This window comes from Limnothrix sp. PR1529, assembly GCF_002742025.1.
GTDB lineage: Bacteria > Cyanobacteriota > Cyanobacteriia > CACIAM-69d > CACIAM-69d > CACIAM-69d.
In genome coordinates this window covers 16,676-40,671 of the sequence record NZ_LIRO01000139.1, presented here as the reverse complement: position 1 = coordinate 40,671, position 23,996 = coordinate 16,676, and the positions used below count along the sequence as shown (strand labels likewise).

Annotated in this window: 14 protein-coding genes; 8 read left to right on the top strand and 6 right to left on the bottom strand. The window is 57.8% G+C overall.

Features of this window, described 5'->3' with window-relative positions; genetic code table 11:
* Positions 1-809: 809 nt before the first annotated feature.
* The gene (locus tag AMR42_RS19000; protein ID WP_099535411.1) at positions 810-1,592 is read right to left on the bottom strand and encodes an ABC-2 family transporter protein; all 783 of its coding nucleotides are present in this window, start codon (positions 1,590-1,592) and stop codon (positions 810-812) included.
* Positions 1,593-1,697: 105 nt separating this feature from the next.
* The gene (locus tag AMR42_RS18995) at positions 1,698-5,012 is read right to left on the bottom strand and encodes a glycoside hydrolase family 15 protein (protein WP_099535385.1); all 3,315 of its coding nucleotides are present in this window, start codon (positions 5,010-5,012) and stop codon (positions 1,698-1,700) included.
* 1,104 nt (positions 5,013-6,116) lie between these two features.
* Here AMR42_RS18995 and AMR42_RS18985 point away from each other — a divergent pair.
* The 6 genes from AMR42_RS18985 to AMR42_RS18960 all read left to right on the top strand — a co-directional run bounded on the left by AMR42_RS18985 (position 6,117) and on the right by AMR42_RS18960 (position 15,574).
* On the top strand, positions 6,117-10,658 hold the full coding sequence (locus AMR42_RS18985; protein WP_143473191.1) for a response regulator: 4,542 nt from the start codon (positions 6,117-6,119) through the stop codon (positions 10,656-10,658).
* Positions 10,659-11,039: 381 nt separating this feature from the next.
* Positions 11,040-11,828, top strand: a complete 789-nt coding sequence (locus AMR42_RS18980) for an RNA polymerase sigma factor SigF (RefSeq protein ID WP_099535378.1) — start codon at positions 11,040-11,042, stop codon at positions 11,826-11,828.
* A gap of 319 nt (positions 11,829-12,147) precedes the next feature.
* A complete protein-coding gene (locus tag AMR42_RS18975; RefSeq protein ID WP_099535376.1) occupies positions 12,148-12,993 on the top strand; it encodes a hypothetical protein in 846 nt (281 codons plus the stop codon).
* A 382-nt stretch (positions 12,994-13,375) separates the two neighbouring features.
* The gene (locus AMR42_RS18970; protein ID WP_099535374.1) at positions 13,376-13,909 is read left to right on the top strand and encodes a hypothetical protein; all 534 of its coding nucleotides are present in this window, start codon (positions 13,376-13,378) and stop codon (positions 13,907-13,909) included.
* A gap of 472 nt (positions 13,910-14,381) precedes the next feature.
* On the top strand, positions 14,382-14,597 hold the full coding sequence (locus tag AMR42_RS18965; RefSeq protein WP_099535372.1) for a photosystem I reaction center subunit IV: 216 nt from the start codon (positions 14,382-14,384) through the stop codon (positions 14,595-14,597).
* Positions 14,598-14,707: 110 nt separating this feature from the next.
* Entirely contained in the window at positions 14,708-15,574 is an 867-nt protein-coding gene (locus tag AMR42_RS18960; RefSeq protein ID WP_099535371.1) for a DNA-formamidopyrimidine glycosylase, read from the top strand.
* 28 nt (positions 15,575-15,602) lie between these two features.
* Here the strand turns inward: AMR42_RS18960 and AMR42_RS18955 are convergent, their stop codons facing one another.
* Positions 15,603-18,515, bottom strand: coding sequence for a CapA family protein (locus AMR42_RS18955; protein WP_099535369.1), 2,913 nt, complete (start codon positions 18,513-18,515; stop codon positions 15,603-15,605).
* A gap of 64 nt (positions 18,516-18,579) precedes the next feature.
* Here AMR42_RS18955 and AMR42_RS21445 point away from each other — a divergent pair, with 64 nt between their 5' ends.
* Positions 18,580-18,705 carry a hypothetical protein gene (locus AMR42_RS21445; RefSeq protein ID WP_255407566.1) on the top strand — a complete coding sequence of 42 codons (126 nt, stop codon included), beginning with the start codon at positions 18,580-18,582 and terminating at the stop codon, positions 18,703-18,705.
* Positions 18,706-19,117: 412 nt separating this feature from the next.
* On the opposite strand, the gene AMR42_RS18945 is transcribed toward AMR42_RS21445, so the two are convergent.
* Together AMR42_RS18945 and lepB are read right to left on the bottom strand one after the other, a co-directional pair.
* Positions 19,118-20,362 carry a phosphopantothenoylcysteine decarboxylase gene (locus AMR42_RS18945; protein WP_099535365.1) on the bottom strand — a complete coding sequence of 415 codons (1,245 nt, stop codon included), beginning with the start codon at positions 20,360-20,362 and terminating at the stop codon, positions 19,118-19,120.
* A 362-nt stretch (positions 20,363-20,724) separates the two neighbouring features.
* A complete protein-coding gene (gene lepB / locus AMR42_RS18935) occupies positions 20,725-21,321 on the bottom strand; it encodes a signal peptidase I (RefSeq protein ID WP_099535361.1) in 597 nt (198 codons plus the stop codon).
* Between the two features lie 386 nt (positions 21,322-21,707).
* On the opposite strand from lepB, the gene AMR42_RS18930 reads away from it, so the two are divergent.
* A complete protein-coding gene (locus tag AMR42_RS18930; protein ID WP_099535409.1) occupies positions 21,708-22,838 on the top strand; it encodes a DegT/DnrJ/EryC1/StrS aminotransferase family protein in 1,131 nt (376 codons plus the stop codon).
* Here AMR42_RS18930 and hemB read toward each other — a convergent pair.
* Complete coding sequence (hemB, locus tag AMR42_RS18925; RefSeq protein ID WP_099535407.1) at positions 22,835-23,908, bottom strand: porphobilinogen synthase; 1,074 nt, start codon at positions 23,906-23,908, stop codon at positions 22,835-22,837. The two genes, AMR42_RS18930 and hemB, sit on opposite strands and share 4 nt — an antisense overlap.
* Positions 23,909-23,996 lie beyond the last annotated feature (88 nt).

The window sequence follows — 23,996 nt, the reverse complement described above, 5'->3', positions numbered from 1 at the left end:
TTTTATCGTTCCCCTTCCCCTTCCAAGGGCGATCGGCCCCTCAAAAAATACAATTGCAACCATTAGTCGATCGCCATTCAAGAGTGGGGACAAGGGGCTTAAGCCCCTTGTCTGTGGGATTGCGGGGGCGCACAGAGCAGTCATTGCGACTTTTCAAAGATCTAGCCAAGAGATCCCGTCAAGACTGAGGAGTTGCTCAACTCTTGCCTCTCTTCCCCCTTTGCGAGGTATGATGGGACGGCTCAACGTTACCCGTTAACTTGAGTTGTCCTTAGGGGCGAGTCAGCTTAATTGATTCGGTCTAATTGATCGGTCTAATTAATCAATTGGCTCCACTAAGGGGGCATGGCGGAATGGTAGACGCTACGGACTTAAGACAATTGAGCCTCGGTTGAGAAATCGATCGAGTGGCAGCTCTCAAACTCAGGGAAACCTAAGGCACGGAACCAATTCTGGGACGTTGTTCGCAGATTATCCTGATCGCTACGGCAATCCTGAGCCAAGCCGAAGGCACAAGAAGCTCGCGGGCTTTTTCTTCGGAAGGTGCAGAGACTCGACGGGAGCTACCCTAACGTAACCAGCCGAGGGTAAAGGGAGAGTCCAATCTTCAACGCCAAACGGTCGATCGAGCAGTTTTGCTGACTCACAAGCCGAATTGTGCAGGGGCGAAAGCCACAGGAAGATGAAAATCCGTTGACCCTAAACGGTCGTGAGGGTTCGAGCCCCTCTGCCCCCATCCTTAAACCCATTTATCATCCAAAGCTCCGGCCAGTGCTTCTGGTCGGAGCTGCGCGTGGTTAACCGGCAATTTAACTAGAGGCGCTGGTGTAGAACCGGAGGGCAAACCGCCAAAATTGATTGGACAAATACAACAGCCCGATCGCCAGCAACCCTGAAACTCCTACCAAAAACCAAGCATCGCGGCCCAAGGCAATTTCCGCCGGCACAGTGGTCATAAACAACACCGGCACAATGAAGGTAAAGAAGAAGCGAAATGCCGCCGGATAGGCCGTGAGGGGATAGCGCCCAGCTTCCAACAGCCCCCGCAATACTTCCGTGATGTTATAGATTTTGGTAAACCAAATGCTGGTGGCTCCTAACACAAACCAGAGACTATATAAAATTAGCAATCCAAAGCTGAGGGGCAACATTGCCCAGCCATATTGCCACCAGGGAAGTTGTAGATTGATCCCCGCATAGAAAATCAACCCCAAACCGAGGGCAATGTCAGGAAAGCCCCAAAGGGAAACGGCGCGGGTGGATAGCCAAAATTGGCTGCTAATGGGTTTCAGCAACACAAAATCCAGGGTTCCTAGCTCCACCTGGCGCACGATGCTGTTGAGGTTGGGAGCTAAAAAGGTGTTGGAGAAGCCTTGTAAAAATAGAAAGAGACCCAACACCAAAAGTGCTTCATGCCAGTTCCAGTTTTGGAAGGTGTAGCCCGTTCGATAAAACAAAAAAAGCCCAAAGCCGCTGGCAACTCCCCCGCCAATGGAGGAAATGCTGGCTAAGAGAAAGTTGCCGCGATATTCCATTTCGGCCGCGATCGCGGTGGTGACAAACAACCGCAGAAGTTTCCAGTGATGGAGCAGCATGGGTGCGAGGGTGGTAAGGGCCGATTTCATCCGGGGCGATCGGGTTGGGCGATCGCCCTCAGGATGGGCGGTTGAAGCGGACGGGCAAGAATGGCTAACCCACTACCCCACCGGCTCCAGGGACTCATCAATCGCCTGTTCAGCACGATCGCGGGCCGACTGTTCCGCCATTTCGATCAGGAACTGGAAGGCCTTCACCATAAAGGTGGCGCAATTGTAGGGCGATGTTTCATAGAACTGTTGCCAGGCCTGACCCTTACGCTCGTTGTAAATGGGTTCATCCTGGGGATGACGATCGAGCCAGGCCAACCGCACCGCGTGGCCCACCAACACATCCAACACCAGGTAATCATCAATTTGCAGCTCGGGGTTGCGATCGGTCAGGGCTGCCAACTCCGCCAACGCCTCCATACAAACCTGTCGGTAAAGCGGCGCACCAATCTTGTTCAGCAGGTGTTCCACTTGCAGGGCGAAGTTCTTTTCGCCGGGGGTCATTTCCGCCAACACCAAGGCACTGTCGAGCCGGTTGCGACGTTCCAGCTTGTCCCCAATCACCAGGCCCTTGCAGTGGCCCAACAGGTTCCAAACCTGGGGATAGAAATCCTTAGGCACGCGGTTCAATGCGCCGTCCAATTCCCGCTGGCGGGCCCAACTCCCAGCGGGGGGCAAACCCTCTTCCCGCTGCGGCACAATCGTCCATTCGATCGCCCGGCCCGTGGCCCGCAGGTGCAACGATTCCTGCTGTTGCAAGGCCAAGGTTGCGCCCTGATAGCCTTCCAGCACGTGGCGCAAGCGCAATTGCACCTCGTAGGGACTGAGTTCCATCAGTTGCTCGTAGGCCTCATCGGGCGTGACGAGCATTTCGCGACCCAATTCACTCACCAACAGCAGCAGAAAATAGCTGGTACGGAGGGTCAAAAAGCCTTTGAACAGGGCTGGATTGGACTTAATGAGCACGCCCAAGGCCACCAAAATTTCCTGGCTCAAGACCCGATCGCGGATGTCTTCCCCACAAAATTCATCAATTTTGGCCATGATCTCGTCGTGGGGCATGGGGCGATCGATCAAGGATCCCTCGCTGTAGGCGCGGCCCACGGCGATGAACTTTTGCCGCACCAGCAAATCCGTCACCGCATCCGAAAGGTTAATGTCCGCCTTGTTCAGCAGGCCCGCCGCCCGCCGCACAATTGCCCAATAGGGCCGACGGCGAGCAATCCCGTCAGATTCCACGACGCTGTAGCCCTGAAGGGCCCGGTTATAGATTTCCTCCACCAGCAGATTGAGCGGCACGGCGCGATCGTCCCCGGCAAAGCCCGTCTCAAAATCCGGGCCCACCAATCGCCACAGGTCTTGAATTAGCTCAATTTGCTCATACAGGTTCACCGTGGCCCGCAACCGGGTGAGCAAGCTCTTGGGATTGGTTTCCGACTCCAGTTGAAATTCCTGGCGACTGCTGAGGGGTTTGGTGTCCGCTGCCGAAAAAGCCAGGTATTGGGACAGGGGCAAGGGTGCGCCATTGGCCACGGATTGCTCGAATTCGTAGCCGTGGAGAAAGTCAATCCGCTCGCTCCCGGCGGTGAGCACAAAGGATTGCAGCCGTCCCAGGCGAATCGGCACATTGTTGCATTTGCCAGCTTTGAAGTCCGCAATCAGGGAGAGCAGGGGCGATCGGGTGTCGAGGTCGGCCTCTGTGGATCCCAACATTTCCCGAGTCAGCAACAGGGTCATGGTCGGTCGCCCCAACTGTCGCCACTGGCGGGCAATGTAAGCCAGTTCGCTGCGAATCTGGGAGGTCAAAAACTCCGGATCTGCGCCCGAATAGAACTGCTCTTGATCCAGGAAGGAGGGCAGAAAGACCATGGTTTTGCCGCAAATCGAGAAAATTCGCGACGTGGTGAGGGTGCGCAGCCGCCGCAGGGGCCGCCCCGTGAGGCCCAGGGCTTCGTTGCGGCCGATTTGGGCATAGGCCGCCGAAAGATCCCGCGCGGGCCGCACCTCGATCGGGGCCACCTGATCCGGCGTTTGGGTTTCAATTCCGTAAATTGCCAGTTGATGTTGCAAGGCCGCATCTTCCGATAGCAACACCATTTGCACCAACGGTTCCCGCACGGCTCCCGGGCGCGATCGCCGGCCAAGGGGATCCAAATCCGCCACATCGATCAGCTCTTCCAACACCAACTGACCCAGCAGCCACAGGGATTGGGCCCAAACCAGGGGTACGTTGTCGTTGGGTAAGCGGGTTTGGGAACCGGGGTTGGCCTGTTCGGCGGCGATCGCCTCCTCTGGCACGTAATAGACCTCCGGCAACAAGGCGAATCCCTCCCGTTCTACGGCTACCCCTTGCAATCGGTGGTGGTAGTCCAAGGCCCTGTCCCGATCGCCCCGAAACAGGGCATCCAGCAGCAAATAGGTCCAAAACAGCGGCCACTCACACTCAATATGCTCAAAACGCTTGAGTTCGTAGGGTTCGTAATGCAGGCGACTGGTGTCTTCAAGGACGGTTTGGTGACCATCCCGCAGGAACCGCTTGCAGCCGTAGTGCCCCTCCAGTTTTTCGACAATTTGCCGCCGCGTGCGATCGACCAAGTTCGCATCATCCACCGCGAACGCCGGGAAACCGATGATGCTCAACAGGGCCCCATCCACCTCCTTAGAGGCCGACTCGCGCGGCAACAGGGATTCCAGCGTGGCCCGCGATCGGGCAATTTCATCCTCCAGCACATGCAGCACGGATGATTGCGATCCCCTTGCCCCAAACAGATCAAAGCCATTCAGCGCTTCCAACGCCGCCTTTGCCATCCCGATCGAGCTGGCGTTCAGCTCCGGGTTGCCGTGATTAATCTTGTTGCCCCGTTCCCAAATGCCGTAATCGGCCGTGCGGTAGGCGCGCCCAATGTAATAGACCAGATTTTGGACAAAATTCACCTCGTCGGTGGTGTAAATCACCTCCAAGCCCGAGGCCGTCATTTGCGCCAAGATCAACAAAAACACTGAGGTGGCATCAATCTGTAGATGGCCCCAGCCGTCATCGGCCACCACCGTGTTGCCTGTGCTCGTGTCGTACTTGGCATGGAGCGCATCCAATGGATCTTGGGTGTGCTTAAAGCGCTCCACCTTGTGGGCTTGCCGCATCATCGATGACAACAGCCCCCGCATCAGCTTCACCACGCTCTGCTGAATTTCGTAGCCGCGCCCCGCTTCGAGTCCCGCCTTGCGATAGGCCAGCGCCAGCCCCCAGGCCGCCAAGATGCTGTAAACGTTATCGCGTACCCAAGCATCGGTGTAGTCCCCATGGATATTAACGGCGGTGCTGGCAGGCATCAGGCCGCTGATGGGGTGTTGGCGGTTCAAAATGACCTGGGAAATCAGCCGATCGAAATACTCCAGGCGATCGCGACGGGACTGAGAGGCGGTCATAGGCTACAGCAGGGACTTAAAGACACTATAGACGGTTTATTTTCCTGGATCGCGGCAACGCTGCAGCCGTTGATGAACCCTTGAGGGAGACCCAGGGGCCGCAAGCTGTGCCGGGGCGATCGGGAACATCCGCCAAAGGAGTGGGGGCAATTGTGATCGGAATCTCCCTGGCTAGCCAGGCGATCGCCGTAAAATTGGCTCAAGGGGATTGCAACGGTTGTCAATTTCTTGTCAGCCCTTGGTCAGCAATATTGCAGCCACCAACGGTCAGCCGCTCCTAGCCCTGCCTCCAAATAGCCCCCCAAAACGGGCCCAAGCTTCCCTATCCAGCGCGCTAAATTTCGACTAAATGAATGGGCCTTGCTTGTTCACGAAGTTCGAGGAGGGGAATTGAGATCTAACTCGAAATTCTACGGAGTCTTGCTCTGGGAACCGTTAGAATCGATTTTTAGATCTCAATGATGGGTCTCACCCCCCATAGCGGTTGATCGGGGGAGTCCGCACCGGGAACAACGGGGAGCCTATTCAACTTCAATGGGATGGGGGCTGGTCGAAAGTGATGCAACAAAACCGTTTGGGAGGCAAATCGGTTCGGAGAATTCGGCAAAATCGGGGTCGAATAGAGCGATCATTGCTGTTGGGGACCGCAGAGTCCACAATCCCGCAAGAGTCTACGGCTGGGTTCAACCTTGGGGTTGCTTGTCTGATGTTGGGGGTAAAGGCGCAAGTTGATGCAAGGCTGCAACAATCTACGCGGCTCTCTATGCGGCTCTGTGCGAATCGATTGAGGCATTATCCCGACCATTGCCTCGCTGCTGTGGCAATTGAGGAGTAGCAACGCAAACACCTGCCTGAGTAATTCTTGTTGGACGAGTGAATGGTTAGTAATTGCTCGCGACTAGGGCAATTTGAAGCTAGGGGTTTCACCCCTCCTATGCTTGAGTTAGAACCCTACGGGATCACACTAGGGTTAAGTTGGGCGTGGGAGTGCGCTCCGAACCATTGTCGCGAATTGATTGGTCGCCAATTAAGTCTCCAATTGATCGATCGCGAATTTATTCAGGTGCATTTGCCGTTGCTGTTGCAAATCGTTGTGCAGTCGCCATGGCAGCTTCCAAGTCAGGTTCGACCGAAACCACCGGCCGAGACCCAGGGGTCTCCAGCCGATCGGGGGCAGTGGATCGATCAACCCTGTGGTCAACCATGGGTCAGGTCAGGTCAGCGATGTTGGCCCGAATCCATTGGCCAAGGGCTGATGTGGCGGAACTATCAGGGGGCCAGGAGGGTGATCGCGTGAACTTACGCCGAAAAACCTTGGCGATTGTGGGGATGGCGGCGGTGGTGTCGATCGTGACGCTCTGCATTGCGCTGTCGGTGTTGGTCTCTGGGGACTTTCGGGCCCTGGAGGTGCAATATGCGCGCCAAGATGCTCAACGGGCCATGGATGCCCTCTCGGCGGATTTCGACAGTCTGGCGGTGGCGGCTCAGGAATATGCGGAGTGGGACGATACCTATGAATTCATTGAAACGCGCAACCCTGCTTATATCCAGTCCAATCTGATCGATCGCACGTTTACGGCTTTGCGGCTGAATGCGATCGCGATTGTGAATCGCCAGAAGCAAGTGCTTTACAGCCAAGGATTTGATGCGAAGCGGGGACGGTTGCAACCGGCCGATCGCTCCCTGCTGGACTATTTGGCTGGGCCGGGCCAAACGACGCTTTTACAACAGGATCAGCCCGATCGCGTAATTTCAGGGCTGGTGTCCCTGCCGGAAGGGGTGTTGATGGTGGCGGCCCGCCCGATCGTCACCAGTCAAGGAGCCGGCCCCATTCGTGGCGCGCTGGTGGTGGGCCGCTGGTTGGATCAGGCGGAAATCGATCGCCTGGCGGAGGGGGTGGAATTACAGCTTTCCCTGCGGCCGGCGGTCAGCCTAGAACAATTTCAGACCGCGGACTCTGGAACCCTCGGCCAGCCCATGACCCTGGAGGTGAGCCGGCCCGGTTTGGCCCGCAGCCCAATCTCCATCACGGCCCTAGAATCCTTGGATCTGTTGCGAGCGGAAATTCTGCTGCGGAACTTGGAAGGGGAACCGGCCCTGATTTTGGGGGTGACGCTTCCTCGGGAAATTGATCACCGTAGCCAACAGGCTATCCGCTACTTGGGAGCCGCCACGGTGTTTTGTGGGGTGCTCTTTGGGGGCGTGGCCCTGCTGTCGATCGAGAAATTGGTGCTTGCCCGCTTAACCCGCCTCAGCACTGCGGTGGCCACCATTGGCCAGAGCGGCAACCTGGCCACTCGCTTAGAAATGCCTGGCAGCGACGAGCTGGGTCTCCTGGCCAACAATATCGATGAGATGCTGGAGGCGCTCGATCGATTCCAACGGGAGCGATCGAGTGTCGAAGAGCGCTACCGGATCATGGCGGAGAACTCCACCGACTTGATCTCCCGGCAAACGGCTGACAATGTTTATATCTATGCCTCCCCCGCCTGCATGGCCCTGTTGGGCTATCACCCGGAAGAAATGGTGGGGCAACAGCGTTGGGACTTCATCCATCCGGCCGATCGCGCTCGCCTCATTGAAGAAGACCAGCACGCCCGCGATCGCAAAGCCACCTACACCACCCAATATCGAATTCGCCGCCACGATGGGTTCTACATCTGGTTTGAAACCACCAGCCGCGCCATCTACGACTCCCACAACGGCGAATTTCAGGGCACATTGTCCGTTTCGCGGGACATCACCCCCCGCAAACAGGTGGAGCAAGATCTGCGTGACAGCGAAAGTTCCATCCGTCGCCTCTATCAAATTGCCGCCGCCCGCCAACTGACCTTTGACGATCGATTGCAACGGTTGCTGCAAATGGGTTGCGAGCAATTTGGCTTGGAATTGGGGCTGCTGGTGGAAATTGACGATCGATTTGCCACCCTCCCGGATCCAGACCCTGCGGACTACAACGGTGGCATGGCCGCCGTGGGCGATTTGCAATGTCGCGTAGTGGGCATCTTTCACACGGGCGATCGCGCCCAAATGCCCAGCACCTGGGACTGGCAAGCGGGCGATCGGTTCCCCCTGCGCAACACCATCTTTCAAATTGCCGTTGCCCGCGAAGAGCCGCTGTATTTCGAGTCCAAATCCCTGGCTCAGCTCGGCCCCACCGCCGTCGATGCGGCCCTGGAAATCGAAGCCTACCTCGGCACACCCATCACCGTCGGCCGTCGGGGCTACGGCACCCTCTGTTTTTGGAGCAATCAAACCCGTAACCAGCCCTTCAAAGCCGTTGATATTGGTCTGTTGGAGCTGATGGGGCAATGGATCGGCGGCGAACTGGAACGCAAACAAGCCGCCGACGACCTGGCCCGGGCCCGCGACCAAGCCCTAGAGGCCACCCGAGCCAAGAGCGAATTTTTGGCCACCATGAGCCACGAAATCCGCACTCCCATGAACGCCGTCATTGGGATGACCGGATTGCTGTTGGATACGGAACTGACCAGTCAGCAGCGGGACTTTGTGGAAACCGTTCGCAGTAGCGGCGATGCCCTGTTGGCCATCATCAACGACATCCTGGACTTTTCTAAAATCGAATCCGGCAAGTTGGATTTGGAGTCGCAACCCTTCGATCTGCGCAGTTGTATTGAAGAGTCCCTGGATTTGTTAGCCGCCAAAGCCAGCGACAAGGGCTTGGACTTGGCCTACTGGATGGGATCAGCCGTTCCCAACCTAATCGTGGGGGACATCACGCGCCTGCGCCAAATTTTTGTGAACTTGGTGGGCAATGCGGTCAAGTTCACGGCCCGGGGGGAAGTGGTGATTCAGGTGGAAGCCAAGCCCCACACCACCAGCGACGAATCGAATGCCTTGCTGCAAAGCGATAGCACCCTGCCGCCAACCCGTTCCCACGACTACAACGCACCGCTTTACGACATTCACTTTGCGGTGCGAGACACGGGCATTGGTATTCCGAGCGATCGCATGAACCGCCTATTCAAATCCTTCAGCCAAGTGGACTCCTCCACCACTCGCCAATACGGCGGCACAGGGTTGGGGTTAGCCATCAGCAAGCGGCTCTCGGAAATGATGGGCGGGCGCATGTGGGTGGAAAGCGAACTGGGCAAAGGTTCCGTTTTTCACTTCACGATCGTGGCGGCGGCGGCTCCCTATGCATCCCTGGTGGATTTTTACGAAGTCCAGCCCTATCTGCAAGGGAAGCGGGTGTTAATTGTGGACGACAACGCTACCCATCGGGATATTTTGGTGCGGCAGGTGGAGGCCTGGGGCACGGTGACCCAAAGCACCGCCTCACCCCAGGAGGCGATCGCCTGGATGATGCAAGGACAATCCTTTGATTTGGCACTGCTGGATTTGCAAATGCCGCAGATGGACGGCTTGCAGTTGGCCCAACGGTTGCAGGATTTGGCGCTGCCCAAAACAACGCCATTGCGGATGATTGCCATGGCTCCGATGGGCTACCAGGAGCGCAGTGCCTCGCCGGTTTTTGCGGCAGTGGTGAACAAACCCATCAAGCAATCTCAGCTTTACAACGCGATCGTGACAGTGTTGGGTGGGCGCACGGCGGAAACGGTGGCCGCTCGATCGGTCATGGCCGATGTGGATTCCCATATGGCCGAGTTCCACCCGCTGCGGATTTTGCTGGCAGAAGACCATGCGGTGAACCAAAAGGTGGCGTTGCAGATTTTGCAGCGCATGGGATATCGGGCTGATGTGGCGGGTAATGGGATTGAGGTGCTGGAGGCCCTGCGTCGTCAACCCTATGACGTGGTGTTGATGGATATGCAGATGCCGGAGATGGACGGGCTGGAAGCCACGGAGCGAATCCGACAGGAGTGGGTGACGGAGCAAGGGCCCTACATCATTGCCATGACCGCTAACGCGATGCAGGGCGATCGGGAGGCTTGTATTCGAGCAGGGATGGATGATTACATCAGCAAGCCGATCCGGATTCAGAAGCTGGCGGAGGCTTTGGGGCGCTGTCCTTCTCGGGGGTTTGTCCAAGGGGGAACCGGCGAAACTGCGCCGGAACCGCCAACCTTGTCCGATGCGGTGTTGCCTGCGGTGGCGGAGAACGGTGCGGGAGCCGTGGCGATCGCCCTGCCGCAGTTGGTGACGGCCCTGGTGAGTGGTGACTCGGAACCGGTTGCCCCTGAGGCGCTAACCCATACCAGCCATGGGGAGCGAAATGGGGTTGGGTCGGAGGTTGACCTGGCGGTTAACCGAACAGCCCCGGAGCCGGCCGGGTTGCCCTTGCCCCCGGGGTGGGCGGCCAATCAGGAACCCATTTTGGATGAGCAAATCCTGAGCAGTCTGCGGGAAGTGGAGGTGCTGGATGAGGCGATCGAACTCTATTTGCGCGATTCCCCCATGCTGCTGGAAAAGGTGCGATCGGCCCTGAGCAATGGCAACACAGCCCACCTAAAGGATGCGGCCCATTCCCTCAAGTCCACCAGCGGAACCATGGGGGCCCTGTTGGTTTATCAAACCAGCCAGCAAATTGAAACCGCTGCAAAGCAAGGAGACCTCGCCCTCGCCCAGCGATGGTTACCCGCCGTGGAGCAAGAACACCAACGGGCTGTGGCCCGGCTCCAAAGTTTGGGTTTAGCGTTCCAGTCTTTGGAAGCGGAGGCTTGAGCAGCGCAGAAGTCAAGCCATTGCCATTGCATCGTGGCCTTGGACTGCTTGTCGGGATCGCTTGGATGGCTGGCATCACGCGCACTGCTGAATTGCCCCTTGGTTGAGCGGTTGATTCAGATCTGCCTCTGAATGAAGGCCGAGGGGCGTTGGGGCTGCGATCGGGTGTTTTGCGATACTTGACCAGTGAAATGCAATCCATCAACGGGATCAGCGACTGGGGCCGAAGTCTAATGGATCGGTGATCCCGGGCAGAATACCTAGAAAACCACAATGCGGTTTTGCTGTGCTATGAATCACAGCGATCGGGTAGTAATGGCCATACACTAAGAGACAGGGTGTCAGACCCCCTAAAGTCAACGCACTACCCTGCTAGTAACCATGGCTGCTCGTCCTGCTTGTATTGCGCCCAACGACCTGCGCGCCCGCAGTTTGGAGTTGCTGAACGCCTATCGGGCCTGTCCTTCAACGGAACTGCGCAATCGCTTGGTTGAGCTGAACTTTGGCCTGGTGAAGAAAGAAGCGGCCCACTGGGTTGCCCAATGCCAGGAAAGCTACGAAGATCTGCTCCAAATTGGCAGCATTGGCCTAATTCGGGCGATCGAGCGGTTTGATGCTAGCAAGGGCAACGCCTTTAGCTCCTTCGCCCTTCCCTACATTCGGGGCGAAATTCAGCACTACCTCCGCGATCGCAGTAGTTCAATTCGGATTCCTCGCCGCTGGCTGGAACTCCAGCAACAATCCGCCACCATCACCCGTAACTTGCGGGAATCCCTGGGCCGCCAGCCCAATGATTGGGAAATTGCGGAGGCCCTCGGGATTGAGCTGAGCGAGTGGCAGCATGTGGAGCTGGCTCGTCAAAATCGATCGCCCCTTAGCCTGGATGCGCCGGTACGCAGCGACGAAGAAGAACCGTCATCCTTGGGGGATACGCTCCCTGATCGGAAATATCGCAGCTTCCAACTGGCCGAAGAAGACCGCCTGCGTTTGAACCAAGCCTTGGTCAAGCTAGAAGAGCGCACTCGCCAGATCCTGGAATTTGTTTTCCTCCATGACTTGACCCAAAAAGAAGTGGCCGATCGAATGGGAATCAGTGCTGTGACCGTTTCCCGCCGGGTGCGCAAGGGTCTCGAGTCCTTGAAGGACATGATGGAACCCGTTGACGATTAGTTAATGGTTAACCATTGACGATTCAGCGTTGACGATTCAGCGTTGATGACTAACCCTTGACCACTCAGCGGTTCAGGTTGAACCTTTGGGTAATCACCTAGCCCCGTTCTGATCGCCTAGGAGTTGATCTCATCAAGCTCCAGAGGCCAGTTCTCAACCCGATTGAGGTCGCTTTCGAAGCAGCATTGCCAAACCCGAGGCCAATCGGAGATCAGGACTCAGAAAACGAGACGATCGCCTAGCCATTGGTTACAATGCTGGGCAGCTCAGTCCCTTGGACTCAACCATCCCGCGGACTCAACCATCGGAGAATTCACCTATGCCCAGCCTGGTACGGTTTGGGGCAGCCGTAGCCCTGCTGGTGGCAGCCACCAGTTGTGGTGGCCCCACAGACACTGCAACCACTGACGAGGCCAGCCCAACTGCGTCCCCCGCCAGCGGTACGGATGCGCCCACTGCCACCGTGCCCAAGGCTGACTTCAAATCACCCATGGTTGCCGGTCGCCCCAAGACGGCCGTACCCACCATCCAGCGGTTTATTCAGCCCACCAACATTGACGCAAGGGCCAAGCAAACCCAAACCGAAATTCAGCAAAATAGCAAGAACAGTCGGCGCGATCCCTTTGCGATTCCGCTGCAAGTGCAGCCCCTGGCCAAGTTGCCGGATGGCAGCCCTGTGGGCCCCAGCGTGACCCAATCTCCCCGACCGATTGCCATTCCATCCCCCACTTGGCAAGAGCCGGAAACCGATGTGGAAGGCCGCGATTTTCGAGGCTATCCACCACCAACGCTGGTTGATCCGCCCAAGCCGCGGCCGGCGGTGCGTCGTCCCACACCTGCCCGCTCTCCGGTGGCTGCGCGGCCGCAAGTGCCGCCTGTGACGGTTCCCAGTCAGCCGCCTGCGCCTCCTTCGCCCACGGATGCCCTCAGTTTGCGGGTGACTGGTGTGGTGCAAGTGGGCGATCGATTCCAAATCATTGTGCAAATTCCCGGTGAGAACTCCGAGCGCTACGTGAATGTGGGCGATCGAATTGCCAATGGCCAGGTGTTGGTGAAGCGGGTAGAACTGAGCAAGACTCTGGATCCGGTGGTGATTTTTGAGCAATACGGCCAAGAAGTGGCGAAAAATGTGGGCGACAGTGCCCAACCGATCGCCATGCGTTAGGGATTGCTTCAGCAAGATCGCTCAAGCAATTGCCGAACCCAACTGGCTCAGCTAAATTTCCCTAACCCGATTTGCTCAGCCAGAATTGCCCAACCAGAATTGCCCAACCAGAATTATTCAGCCAAAATTGCTTAATCAAGTTTGCTGAACCAAGTTTGCTGAACCAAATTTGCCTGACGGTCTGTTATCAAATTTCTAAAACCCTGATGTTGTTGTTTGGGTGACTGGTGGCTGCTGATGGTTTTGGGTATCCGCAGTTCCCGACTCTTCATGGTTAAAAGCTGTGGAGAGAGTCCTCGGGTGCTCAAGGTTTAGGACGGTTCAGCGATGGTTGAGCCACGCATCCGAGCGAGGAAGAAGTGAACCAGAAAGGAGTGAGGACATGGCTGGTTTAACGCGAACAACGTGGATTCGGGCCGTTTTGGCCACAACTTGCATGGCGGCCACCGCTGCGGTGGTCATGGTTGGTAACTCGTTACCGAGCAACGCCCAGCAAAGTTGGCCGCCGGGCTTTTATCGGCGAATGAGCGATTCCACTATCCGTTGGGTTGCGGGTGATGGTCGCATGTGCCGCGTGATGAATCGCGATCAGTTGACGGCTTTTGGGGGCGATGGTGTGGTGCGAGTGGTGGGCGATCGCTCCACGTTTGATCGGGGCCGGACGGATACAGGGATTTGCCCTTGGCCCGATGGCATCTATCGCGAAACCAACTGGCGCAATATTTGGCAGTTTCTCTACACCGTGGGTAGCCGTCGGTATTACTGCAACATCACCACTCAGCAACACCTCCAGGCTTACAACCTGGTCGATGAGCAAACAAACCCTGTGATTTTGACGGTTCCCAATCGATCGCGCCTGGGCTTCAAGCGGGAATGGGCGGGAGATTGTGTTTGGCCCAACGTTGGCAACAACTAGACGGGTACGGATTCCGATTCAGGGATCTCAGGTCAGTTCTCGGATCAGTTCTCAGATCAATAGCCCGATCGACCATCGCCCGATCGACCATGGCTTGATCAACGGCCGAATCAGTGCCCTGGTTGGCTGTCCTCGGTTTAGCGAGTAATAAAACTTAAAACCTCACCCCTTTAGTCGTTGGCTGGGCGATAGTAGCCTAGAGAGCAGCCACTTCACCCTAAACGGGACTCAACAGGACTGGCCTTCTGGACTGTCCTTCCGATGTGGGTGCGATCGTCACGGGCAGTCAGTCCGAGACTCAACATCGACGCGCCGATCGGGTTCATCCAGATTTCTGGGGGCGATCAAGGCAGCGTCAACCCATGGATGAATTAAACAGTTTCGGCTGTTTAATTTAGGGCCAAAGTCCCTGAGTCTTAGACCTGGGGATAGGGTCAAAAGAGAGAAAAATAAACCAAAGGAAGATAAACCTATGGCGGTTCAACGCGGTGCTAAGGTGCGGGTTCTGCGCCCCGAGTCGTACTGGTATCGGGATGTGGGCACGGTTGCTTCGATCGACCAAAGCGGCATCAAATACTCGGTAATTGTCCGTTTTGATAAGGTCAATTACTCGAACATTAACACCAACAACTTCGCGCCCGAAGAGCTGGAAGTGGTGGAAGCACCGAAGGCTGCTGCGAAAAAATAGGCGAATCACCGCTGCGATCGCCCGTTGGGGATGGTGGCAGCGTTGCGCAAACCAGGGCGCTGGCCTTGGTCTGATTCGTGGGTTGGTTCTTTGCAAGGCCGGGGGATGTTGTGCCAGAGCTGCCAGAGGTAGAAACCGTCCGGCGGGGGTTGGCCACAGCAACTCCCGGCTGGCTGATTGTGGGGGGTGAAGTGCTGCTCGATCGAGCGGTGGCGGCTCCGGAACCCGAGGCGTTTTTAGCGGGCTTGCAAGGCTGTTGCCTGGTGAGCTGGAAACGACGGGGCAAGTATTTGCTGGGCGAGTTGCAGCGAGCGCAACGGCCGGCCGGCTGGTTGGGGGCCCATTTGCGAATGACGGGCCAGTTTTTGTGGGTGGATCCGGCGACTCCGGTACATCAGCACACACGGATTCGGTTGCGACTGCGCTCCAACGCGATCGAGCGAGAATTGCGATTTGTGGATCAGCGCACATTTGGGCATTTGTGGTGGGTGTCACCCGATCGCCCGATCGAACAAGTGATCACCGGTTTGGCGAAGTTGGGCCCAGAACCCTTTGACCCGGCTTTTTCGATCGATTACTTTGCGGAGCGGCTGCGAAAACGCCACAAAACCATCAAAGCCACCCTGCTAGATCAAGACCTAGTGGCCGGTTTGGGCAATATCTACGCCGACGAATCCCTTTTTTTGGCAGGCATTTGGCCAGAAACAAGGGCCGCAGACCTGAGCATGGAACAGGTTGGCAAGCTCCATCAGCAAATTCGCCAAGTGCTGGAAGCCAGCTTGGCGGCGGGCGGCACAACCTTTAGCGATTTTGTGAACCTGGAAGGGGTAAACGGTAACTACGGCGGGGAAGCTTGGGTGTATAACCGCAAGGGGCAACCCTGCCGCGTTTGTGGCACGGCGATCGAGCGGTTGCGGATTGCGGGGAGATCGAGCCATGTTTGCCCTCAATGCCAGCCCCGATCGCCCCAAGCCTGAACCTGGAACCATGGGGGCTAATCAATGGCTATGGCTCCAAGATGGCCTGGGCCCGATCGGCCGCTGACTTCACCAACGCGGGTAGGCTGAGGCTGCTGTAGTTGGCAGGCATCGAAGATGGCGCTGCCGTGAACCCGTTGTCCTGGGTGGCTCCTGATGGGGTAGGGGCCGTAAAGGGCAGTTGAGGGCTGGTGGTCGATCGCCCGGCGGCCGGCTCTGAGCTGGTTGCTTCTGGGCCAATTTCAAAGGAAATCGATCGGCGCGGGCCGCTGCCCATGGGGCTAGGCGTTGCTGATGGGTTTCCTGCCGGAGCCGTGATGGCCGCCACAGAACGGTTGCTAGGCCCCAACGCTTCATCCGTGGGGGCTTCTGCATTGCGCACCAGTTCGCTCAGTTCCACGGCGGTCATCAATTGCGCCAGTCGATCGCGTGCCGATTGGCCACTGGCTTGGATTCGCTGGCCGATCGCGCTGCCGTCAGAAGAACTAATGGGGTTAGCCCCAGCTTGAGAGGGGCGCTGAGGAGCGATCGGGGCACTGGCCACAGCGGGCGAGCTGCTGGGCATCGGAGCTGCTGCGGGGCTGGGCAAGGGGGTGACCACGATCGGCGATTGCCCGTTGGTGGTTGCGGCCGATCGGGTGAAGCTCGGCAGTTGGGGTTGGGGGCGATCTCCGGTGGCTGTCAGTGGAGCCGTTGGGGCGATCGTCATTGGGAGGGCACTGGAACTAGGATTACCAGAACCGGGATTACCAGAACCGGGATTACCAGAATCGGGATTGCTTGAAACAAAATCACCCGAGCCAGAATTGGGAGTCAGATTGGGAGCCGATCGAGCCGTCAACACCATGGATTGGGTTAGGGGTTGGTCAAACCGGCGGGAAATGTAGGTTAGCTCCTGCAAAATCTCCTTCGCCCGATCGCCCTTAGCCACCCGGGGTTGGTAGTTTTGCACCCGCACCGGCACAAAGTCCACCTTCATTTGGCGATCGCGCAGGGCCACCTTCAGCACCGCCGTATCGTAGGTGCTGCGCGAGTGGCCACCAAAAATGAAGTTACCTAGGGAATAGACGATCGCCCGATCCTTGTAAACCTCAGCGCCTTGCAGCACATGGGGATGGTGACCCACCACCAAATCCGCCCCCGCATCAATGGCTCGCCGGGCGATCGACCGTTGGTAGGGAGCGGGATAGCGTGCCAATTCTTCGCCCCAGTGGAAATTCACCACCACCCAATCCACCTGATCGCGCACGGCTTGGATATCTGCCGCCAAGGCCTCGTTTTCGCGTGGGTTAGTGCCCGCGCTGGTTTCCGTGGCCGCGTGCCAATGGGCGTTGTAATAGCCAAAGTAGGCAATCCGTTGACCCTTCACGTCCAAGATTTTGGGGCGACGGGCTTCGGTGATGTTTTCCCCGGCCCCGATCGCGTGGATGTCGCTTTGATCCAAGGCTGCCAAGGTGTCCAACAAACCCGGCCGGTTATAGTCCATCGTGTGGTTGTTGGCCAGCGTCACCAGGTCAATGCCCCCCGCTTCCAGGGCGGCCACCGATTCCGGTTCCGCACGGAAATTGAAACGCTTGCCCGATCGCTTACGGTCAGCATCCGTAATGGGGTTTTCCAAATTCACCATGGCCACATCGACCGATCGGGACTCGGGAAACTGGGCCAACGCCGCCGACCAATCTCCCCCTAGCCGCCGCTTGACCCGATCGCTCAGGGTCACATCTCCCCCAAACATCAAGGTCACCGCCGGATCGGTGGGATTGGCGGGTGGGTGATTCACCACCGGCAACAGTTCCAAAGCTCCCTGTACCACGGGCGGCCGCACCTGCCGCACCCGATTGGCCACGGGAGCGATCGCCGGGCGCAGGGGCAAGACCTGTTCCGTGGAATTGCCGCTGCGAGGGCTGGCCAAGGGTTGTTGGGGGCGCGATCGGGTGGCATCGGGCGATGAACTAGCCAACCACAGGGCCAACACAAAGGGCACGATCGTCGCCCCGCCCAACAGCACCGATCGCCAGATGGGTTCTAGGGCCGGATCCGTGGCCCATTGGGTTAATCCCGCTAACCCTAACTCCCGCCGGCCCGCCGGAGCCGCAATCCGAATCGTTTGTTGCCAAAGGGGATCCACCTGCCCTGACACCGTGGCCCGAATCCGTACGCCGCTGACTTGGCCTTGTTCTGAGGCGTTGAATTGCCACAGTCGTCGGCAAATGGTTTGCACGATGTGGGGTTGGCTCAGGGATTCTGAGGCGCTGTCTGAGGTGCTGTCTGAAGGGCTGCCTGAAGTGTTTGAGGTCGCCAGACTTTCCCCATCGCTGGAGATGACTTCGGCGGCCGTTGCTGCCATCGCGGCCTCTGGCGGCAACTGCACTTCCACCACCAAGCAGCGACCATTGAGCCGATCGACCGTTAGCCCAGCCCCCAAGCTTTGCCCCACCGGCTGCAACCATTGGGAAATAGTGCCCAGATCCATGCCAGCGGGCGATCGCCAGCGATCGCGCGTGGCCGTCGCCAGCGCCGACCAACCATCTCGCGCCACCAGCCAGCTATGGGCCAAGCGTTGCATCACCTGCTGCTCGGGCGATCGGGGCAACACCTGCTGATAATAGGCCGTGGAATTGAGGCCCGGCCGCTGCTCCAACTGCACCGACTGCTGCCACAGCAATTCCGGCTGACCCACGCGCCGGGCCATGATCCGCACCCCTTCCACCGCCGCCAAATTCAAGCCATGGAGTCGGTGGCAAATGAACCGCACCAACCGATCGCGCTCCGGTTCTTGCTGGCACTCCACCCACACATCAATTTGGCCGGTCATTTGCGCCGAAACCTTGGTGCGGATGCCATGGGGAGCTAGGTAGCGATCGAACCAACTCGCCAACGTGCCCGCATCCCACGTCAACCCGATGCTTCCCGAACCACTAACCCCAGCCGCATAAACCATTGTGTTCTAACTCCTCAACATCACGCGATCGGTCCCTGGGCGATCGGGGAATCGATCGACCGGGGTGAGCGCTGGCGATGAACCCACTCAGTTGCTTGCACTGTTTGAATTGCTTGGATTGCCGGAACTGCTGAAATTTTGGGAATTGCGGGAACTGTTTGCCCAGCACCGCTACCCAGCCGCGATTTAAAACTTGCCCACACCAAGCTCCTATGGGCAAGCTTGTTTGAGCAGTCTTCCAACAGTATTTCAGCAGGATCGCAATCTCAATCTCAATCGGTTTTAAACGATATATGCGCAGGTTGCATGTTTTTGGGGCCGTCCCCTTGGGCGATTGCGAGCGCCTATAGCATCGCACCGATCGCTCCAAATCGGCTAACCAGCGCCCCGGCCCCACTTTGCGATCAGACAACAACGGTTGATTTTCCATGCCCCAATCATCGTAACAAGGGGCTTAAGCCCCTTGTCCCCCACGATCAGCCAACGATGGAATCAGGGTTTCAGGCGATTTGATGACAAGCCCTAAGCCCCTTGTCCTCCATGATCCGCTAACGGTGGAATCAGGATTTCAGGCAACTTGACAACATACCCCCAGCCAAAACCTAGAACAGGCTTTCCAGCCAATCGGCAATGCCCATCGCAATTCCCGGCTTGTCTAACATCCGCAGGGGCGATCGATCCCGGGTGACCAAATAGGCCACCTGTTCTCCCCGGGGCCCCGTCTCATTCCCCCGATTGGCCACCACTGCCAAGTGACCCCGCTGGAGTCGATCGTGGGCAATTTGCATCAGGGCTTCGTGAGTCACCCCCTCTTGATACTTGAAGCTGATCAAACCCAACTGGGGGGCCAACTCGCTCACCAGGTCAATCACCTTCTCTGTGGGTTGCAGTTGAATCGTCTTCCACTGGCCGCCGCTGGGAATTTTGCCCGGGTGAATCTGCACGGGTTGATAGTCCGCCACGGCCGCCGAAAAAATCCCAAACCGATAATCCCGCTCCTGCAACAGCGACAACACCCGATCGCGATAGTCGTGATAGGTCGGTGTAATGGTGTGGGGGATCCAGTCCGGTGGCGCGGTGCTGCCCGCCCCATGCACCAGATGCACTTGGGATCCCCGGAGATAGAGTTCTTTGGCGATTTCAATTCCCAGTTGCCCCGTGAAGCAGTTGGTAATTCGACGAATGGCATCCAAGGGAACCGGCGTTGGCCCACCGGTCACCATCACCGGTACACCGTGTAGGGGCGATCGACTCAGTACCCGACAGACCTGCACCACAAGGGTTTGCGGATCGGGCAAATTGTTCTTGCCATAGGCGCGGCGGGGTTGAATCATCCGTACCCCAATCGATCGCAGGGCCTGCAACGAATCCGTCAGGAGGGAGTTGTGCATCGTGCCATGCATCGTCGGAGCCACCAACACCTCCGTGCGGCCCGCCTCCATGCGCCCAATGGCCGAAGCCAGGGTCGCCGTCACCACGCCATCGGCAATCCCCAGCCGCATTTTATTAATCGTGTCGTAGGTGGCGGGGGCCACTAAGTAAGCCGCGAAGGGGTGAGCATCGCTGAGGTGTTCGGCCGCGGCCGTGAGTTTGGTGACAACGGGGTTCGTGGTGCTCCATTCCAGGGCCTCCAAGGTGACGTAGCGGCGGGCCTCCTTCGATACAAAGGCCACCACATCCGCTCCTTGGCGACGCAGGGCCCGGGCCACATCGGGCGATCGATAGGCGGCAATGCTGCCACAAACGAGGAGGGCAATGCGCCGGCCGGCCAGATGCATCCCATCCAACAGCACCTCGCGATCCCCCATTTCGGAGGGCGGCGGAGGCGACAAATCCCAATCATCCATAGGGGGATTGATAGGTCTAAACGAGGGGTCAAAATCCCAGGAAAATGAGTCGGCAACGGTCATGGAGCGATCGGGGTCAGGAAGCTACCTGGATGGCTGGAAGGGTTGCCAACGGATGATGAAAAGTCTATTGAAAAATGGCTATGGCGTGAAAAAAGTCTTCAGAAATCGAGTCAATAGACTTCAAACGGCTGAAATAGTCGAATTAATAATTAAAAACGATTCAAAATGATTAAAAACGATTGAAACAGTTGAATTTAAGTTGCATCTGAGCGAGATCAACTTCAATCCAAGAAAACTTACACGGAGTCATCTTGGATTTAAGCGGTGGGTTGGGTCGCGCTTCCGGCCAGTGGTTGGGGCTAGCGGCTGGTGAGACCGAACCGATCGAGCGGCCAAAACCGCCACCAGGCCCGCCCGATCGCGTTCTCGATCGGCAAAAAGCCCCACACATGGGAGTCATTGCTATTGTTGCGGTTATCACCCATGACAAACAACATTTGTGCAGGAACGGTGACGGGCGCTAACTCGTAGGTGGGTGGCTCCAGGGTGTAAGGCTCCGTGAGGGGTTGGTCATCCAAATAAACCTGGCCGTTTTTGACGGCGATGGTTTGGCCCGGAAACCCAATAACCCGCTTAATAAACGCTTGATCGCGGGGGTAACCCAGGGCTTGCAGTTGGGGCGGCGGCGCAAAAACCACAATGTCGCCCCGTTGCAGGGGCCGGAACCAGTGGGAAATTTTTTCCACCACCAACCGATCGCCCACGGCCAAGGTGGGATACATCGACTCAGAAGGGATGACGCGCGGTTCTGCCACAAAGGTGCGAATCAACAGGGCCAGCACTAGGGCAATGCCGATAATTTGCACGCTTTCCCGCCACCGCTGCCAACCGGAGGGGCGATCGGGGAGGGGGCTGGATTTGGGGCGATCGGCTGAATCCTGACTCAGTGGGGCCATGAACAACGTTCTCCAAAGGTTCTGTTGATTAACCCCCAACAGCATGGGTGGGAACAATGGGGCTGTGTGCCTTGTGGGGTTCCGGACGGTGTTGCCTGAGCGGTGTTGCCTGAACGGTGTTGCCTCGAAGATTAAGTGCCCGAGACAGTTACCAAAGATGGTTGCCGGAGACGATTCGGGACGATTCAGGAAACCGCAAACGGGACACTGAACGCATGGTACAGGAGCAACTACCACCCGGTGCACACCAATTGGCGAAATCAGGCTCCAAAATCGAGATACTGAACGATCTTCCCGCTACTTTTTGGATTGAGCAATTAACTATGACCGATGCTGTGCCGGCTTCCCTGACCCATGGTTCAATGGTGACCGCTCCGATTACGCCCATGGCAATGCCGATTCCCCTAGTGGATTTGTCGATGCAGCACGAGAGCTTGCGGGCCGAACTCGATCGCGCCATTGCCAGCACGCTCGATCGGGGCGATTTTGTCCTTGGCCAGGCCTTGGCCACCTTTGAGGCGGCCTTTGCGGCGGCCTGTGGCGTTGAACATTGTGTTGGCGTGGGCACGGGAACCGATGCGTTGGCCTTGGGGCTAACGGCCTGTGGCGTGGGGCCGGGAGATCAGGTAATTGTGCCAGCCAACACGTTCATTGCCACGGTGCTGGGGGTGTTGCGATCGGGGGCCCAACCGGTGTTGGTGGATTGTGATCTGGACACGGCGCTGATCGATTTGGCGGCGGCGGAACGGGCGATCGGCCCCAAGACCAAGGCTCTAATTCCGGTTCACCTCTATGGGCAAATGGTGGATCCTGAAGCCCTGTTGGCGTTGGCCAATCGCACCGGTCTGTTGATTTTTGAGGATGCGGCCCAGGCCCACTTGGCGCGGCGGGGCGGGCGGTTGGCCGGCTCCTTGGGACGGGCGGCGGCCTTTAGTTTCTATCCGGGCAAAAATTTGGGGTCGATCGGGGATGGTGGAGCCGTGGTCACCAATGATGCGGCCGTGGCGGCAAAGGTGCGGATGTTGCGCAATTACGGCGCACCTCGCAAATATTTCCACGAAGAGTTGGGCATGAATTCGCGGCTTGACACGTTGCAGGCGGCGGTGTTGTCCGTGAAGTTGCCCCATTTGCCCCGCTGGAATGAAGACCGGGCCCAGTTGGCGGCGGCCTACGATGCGCGGTTGGCGGCCCTGGCCGATCGCGGCATTGTCCCGATCGCCAATCAGTCGGGGCCGGGCCATGTGTATCACCTCTACGTGGTGCGGGTGCAGCCCACCTGTCGGCTTGATCGCGATCAACTGCTGGCGGCCCTGCAACAGCAACAGATCTTTGCGGGCATTCACTACCCCATTCCCTGCCATCTGCAACCGGCCTTGCAATCCTTGGGCTACGGAGCTGGGGCCTTCCCGGTGACGGAACAGTTAGCCAATGAAATTCTCTCGTTGCCCCTGTTTCCGGGCCTGACCCTGGAGCAGCTCGATCGGGTTGTGGGGGCGATCGAGCTAGCCACCCGCTAGGGCTGCTCCCTTAACCAGCGGGCCGCGTCCACCGCGTGATAGGTCAAAATCCAATCGGCCCCGGCCCGCTTCATGCCCAACAGGGTTTCCAGCACGATCGCCCGTTCATCAATCCACCCCTGTTCGGCAGCAGCCTTCACCATGGCGTATTCCCCAGACACGTTGTAGGCCGCCACCGGCAGTTGGGTTTGGGCCTTCAGTTGCCAAATGATGTCCAAATAGGCCAAAGCCGGTTTCACCATCAACACATCCGCCCCTTCCGCCAAATCCAACAGCGCCTCCTTGAGCGCTTCCCGTCGATTAGCCGGATCCATCTGGTAGGTTTTCTTATCGCCAAACTGTGGGGCGGAATCTAGGGCATCCCGAAAGGGGCCGTAATAGGCCGAGGCATATTTGGCACTGTAGGCCAGGATGCCCGTTTGCCAAAATCCAGCCGCATCCAGGGCTTGGCGAATGGCCCCCACTCGGCCGTCCATCATGTCGGACGGAGCCACAAAATCCGCCCCTGCGGCCGCTTGCATCAGGGCCTGTTGGGTCAAGACTGTCACGGTTTCATCATTCAAAATCCGTCCCGCCTCATCCACAATTCCATCGTGGCCGTGGGTGGTGTAGGGATCGAGGGCCACATCCGTAAAGACCAATAGATCGGGAAAGGCGGCTTTGATGGCTTTGACAGCCCGGGGCACAAGGCCGTTGGGGTTGTGGCTTTCGGAGCCGATCGCGTCCTTTTGGGCGGGCGGAATCACGGGAAACAGGGCGATCGCCCCAATGCCCACCCCTTGAACCATCTGCAACTTTTCCAACAACCGATCGAGCGATCGGCGATCACAACCGGGCATCGAGGGAATTGGCTCCACCAGCCCCGTCCCTTCCATCACAAACACCGGATAGATCAAGTCTTGGGCCGTCAACACCGTTTCCGCCACCATTCGCCGCAGGGTGGCCGATCGGCGCAATCGCCGTGGCCGCGCGATTGGTTCCGCTGTTGGCTCCAGGATTGGTTCCAATGTGGATTCCGGGTCGATCGGGTTTGTGGTCTGGGTGGTTGGCGAAATGGGGGTGACGGTCATTAAAACACTCCGATTTTCAAAAGTCGTTTTCAAAAGTCAGTGCGATCGAGATGGCGCGGTTAGGTATGGCGCGGCTAGAGATGGTGCG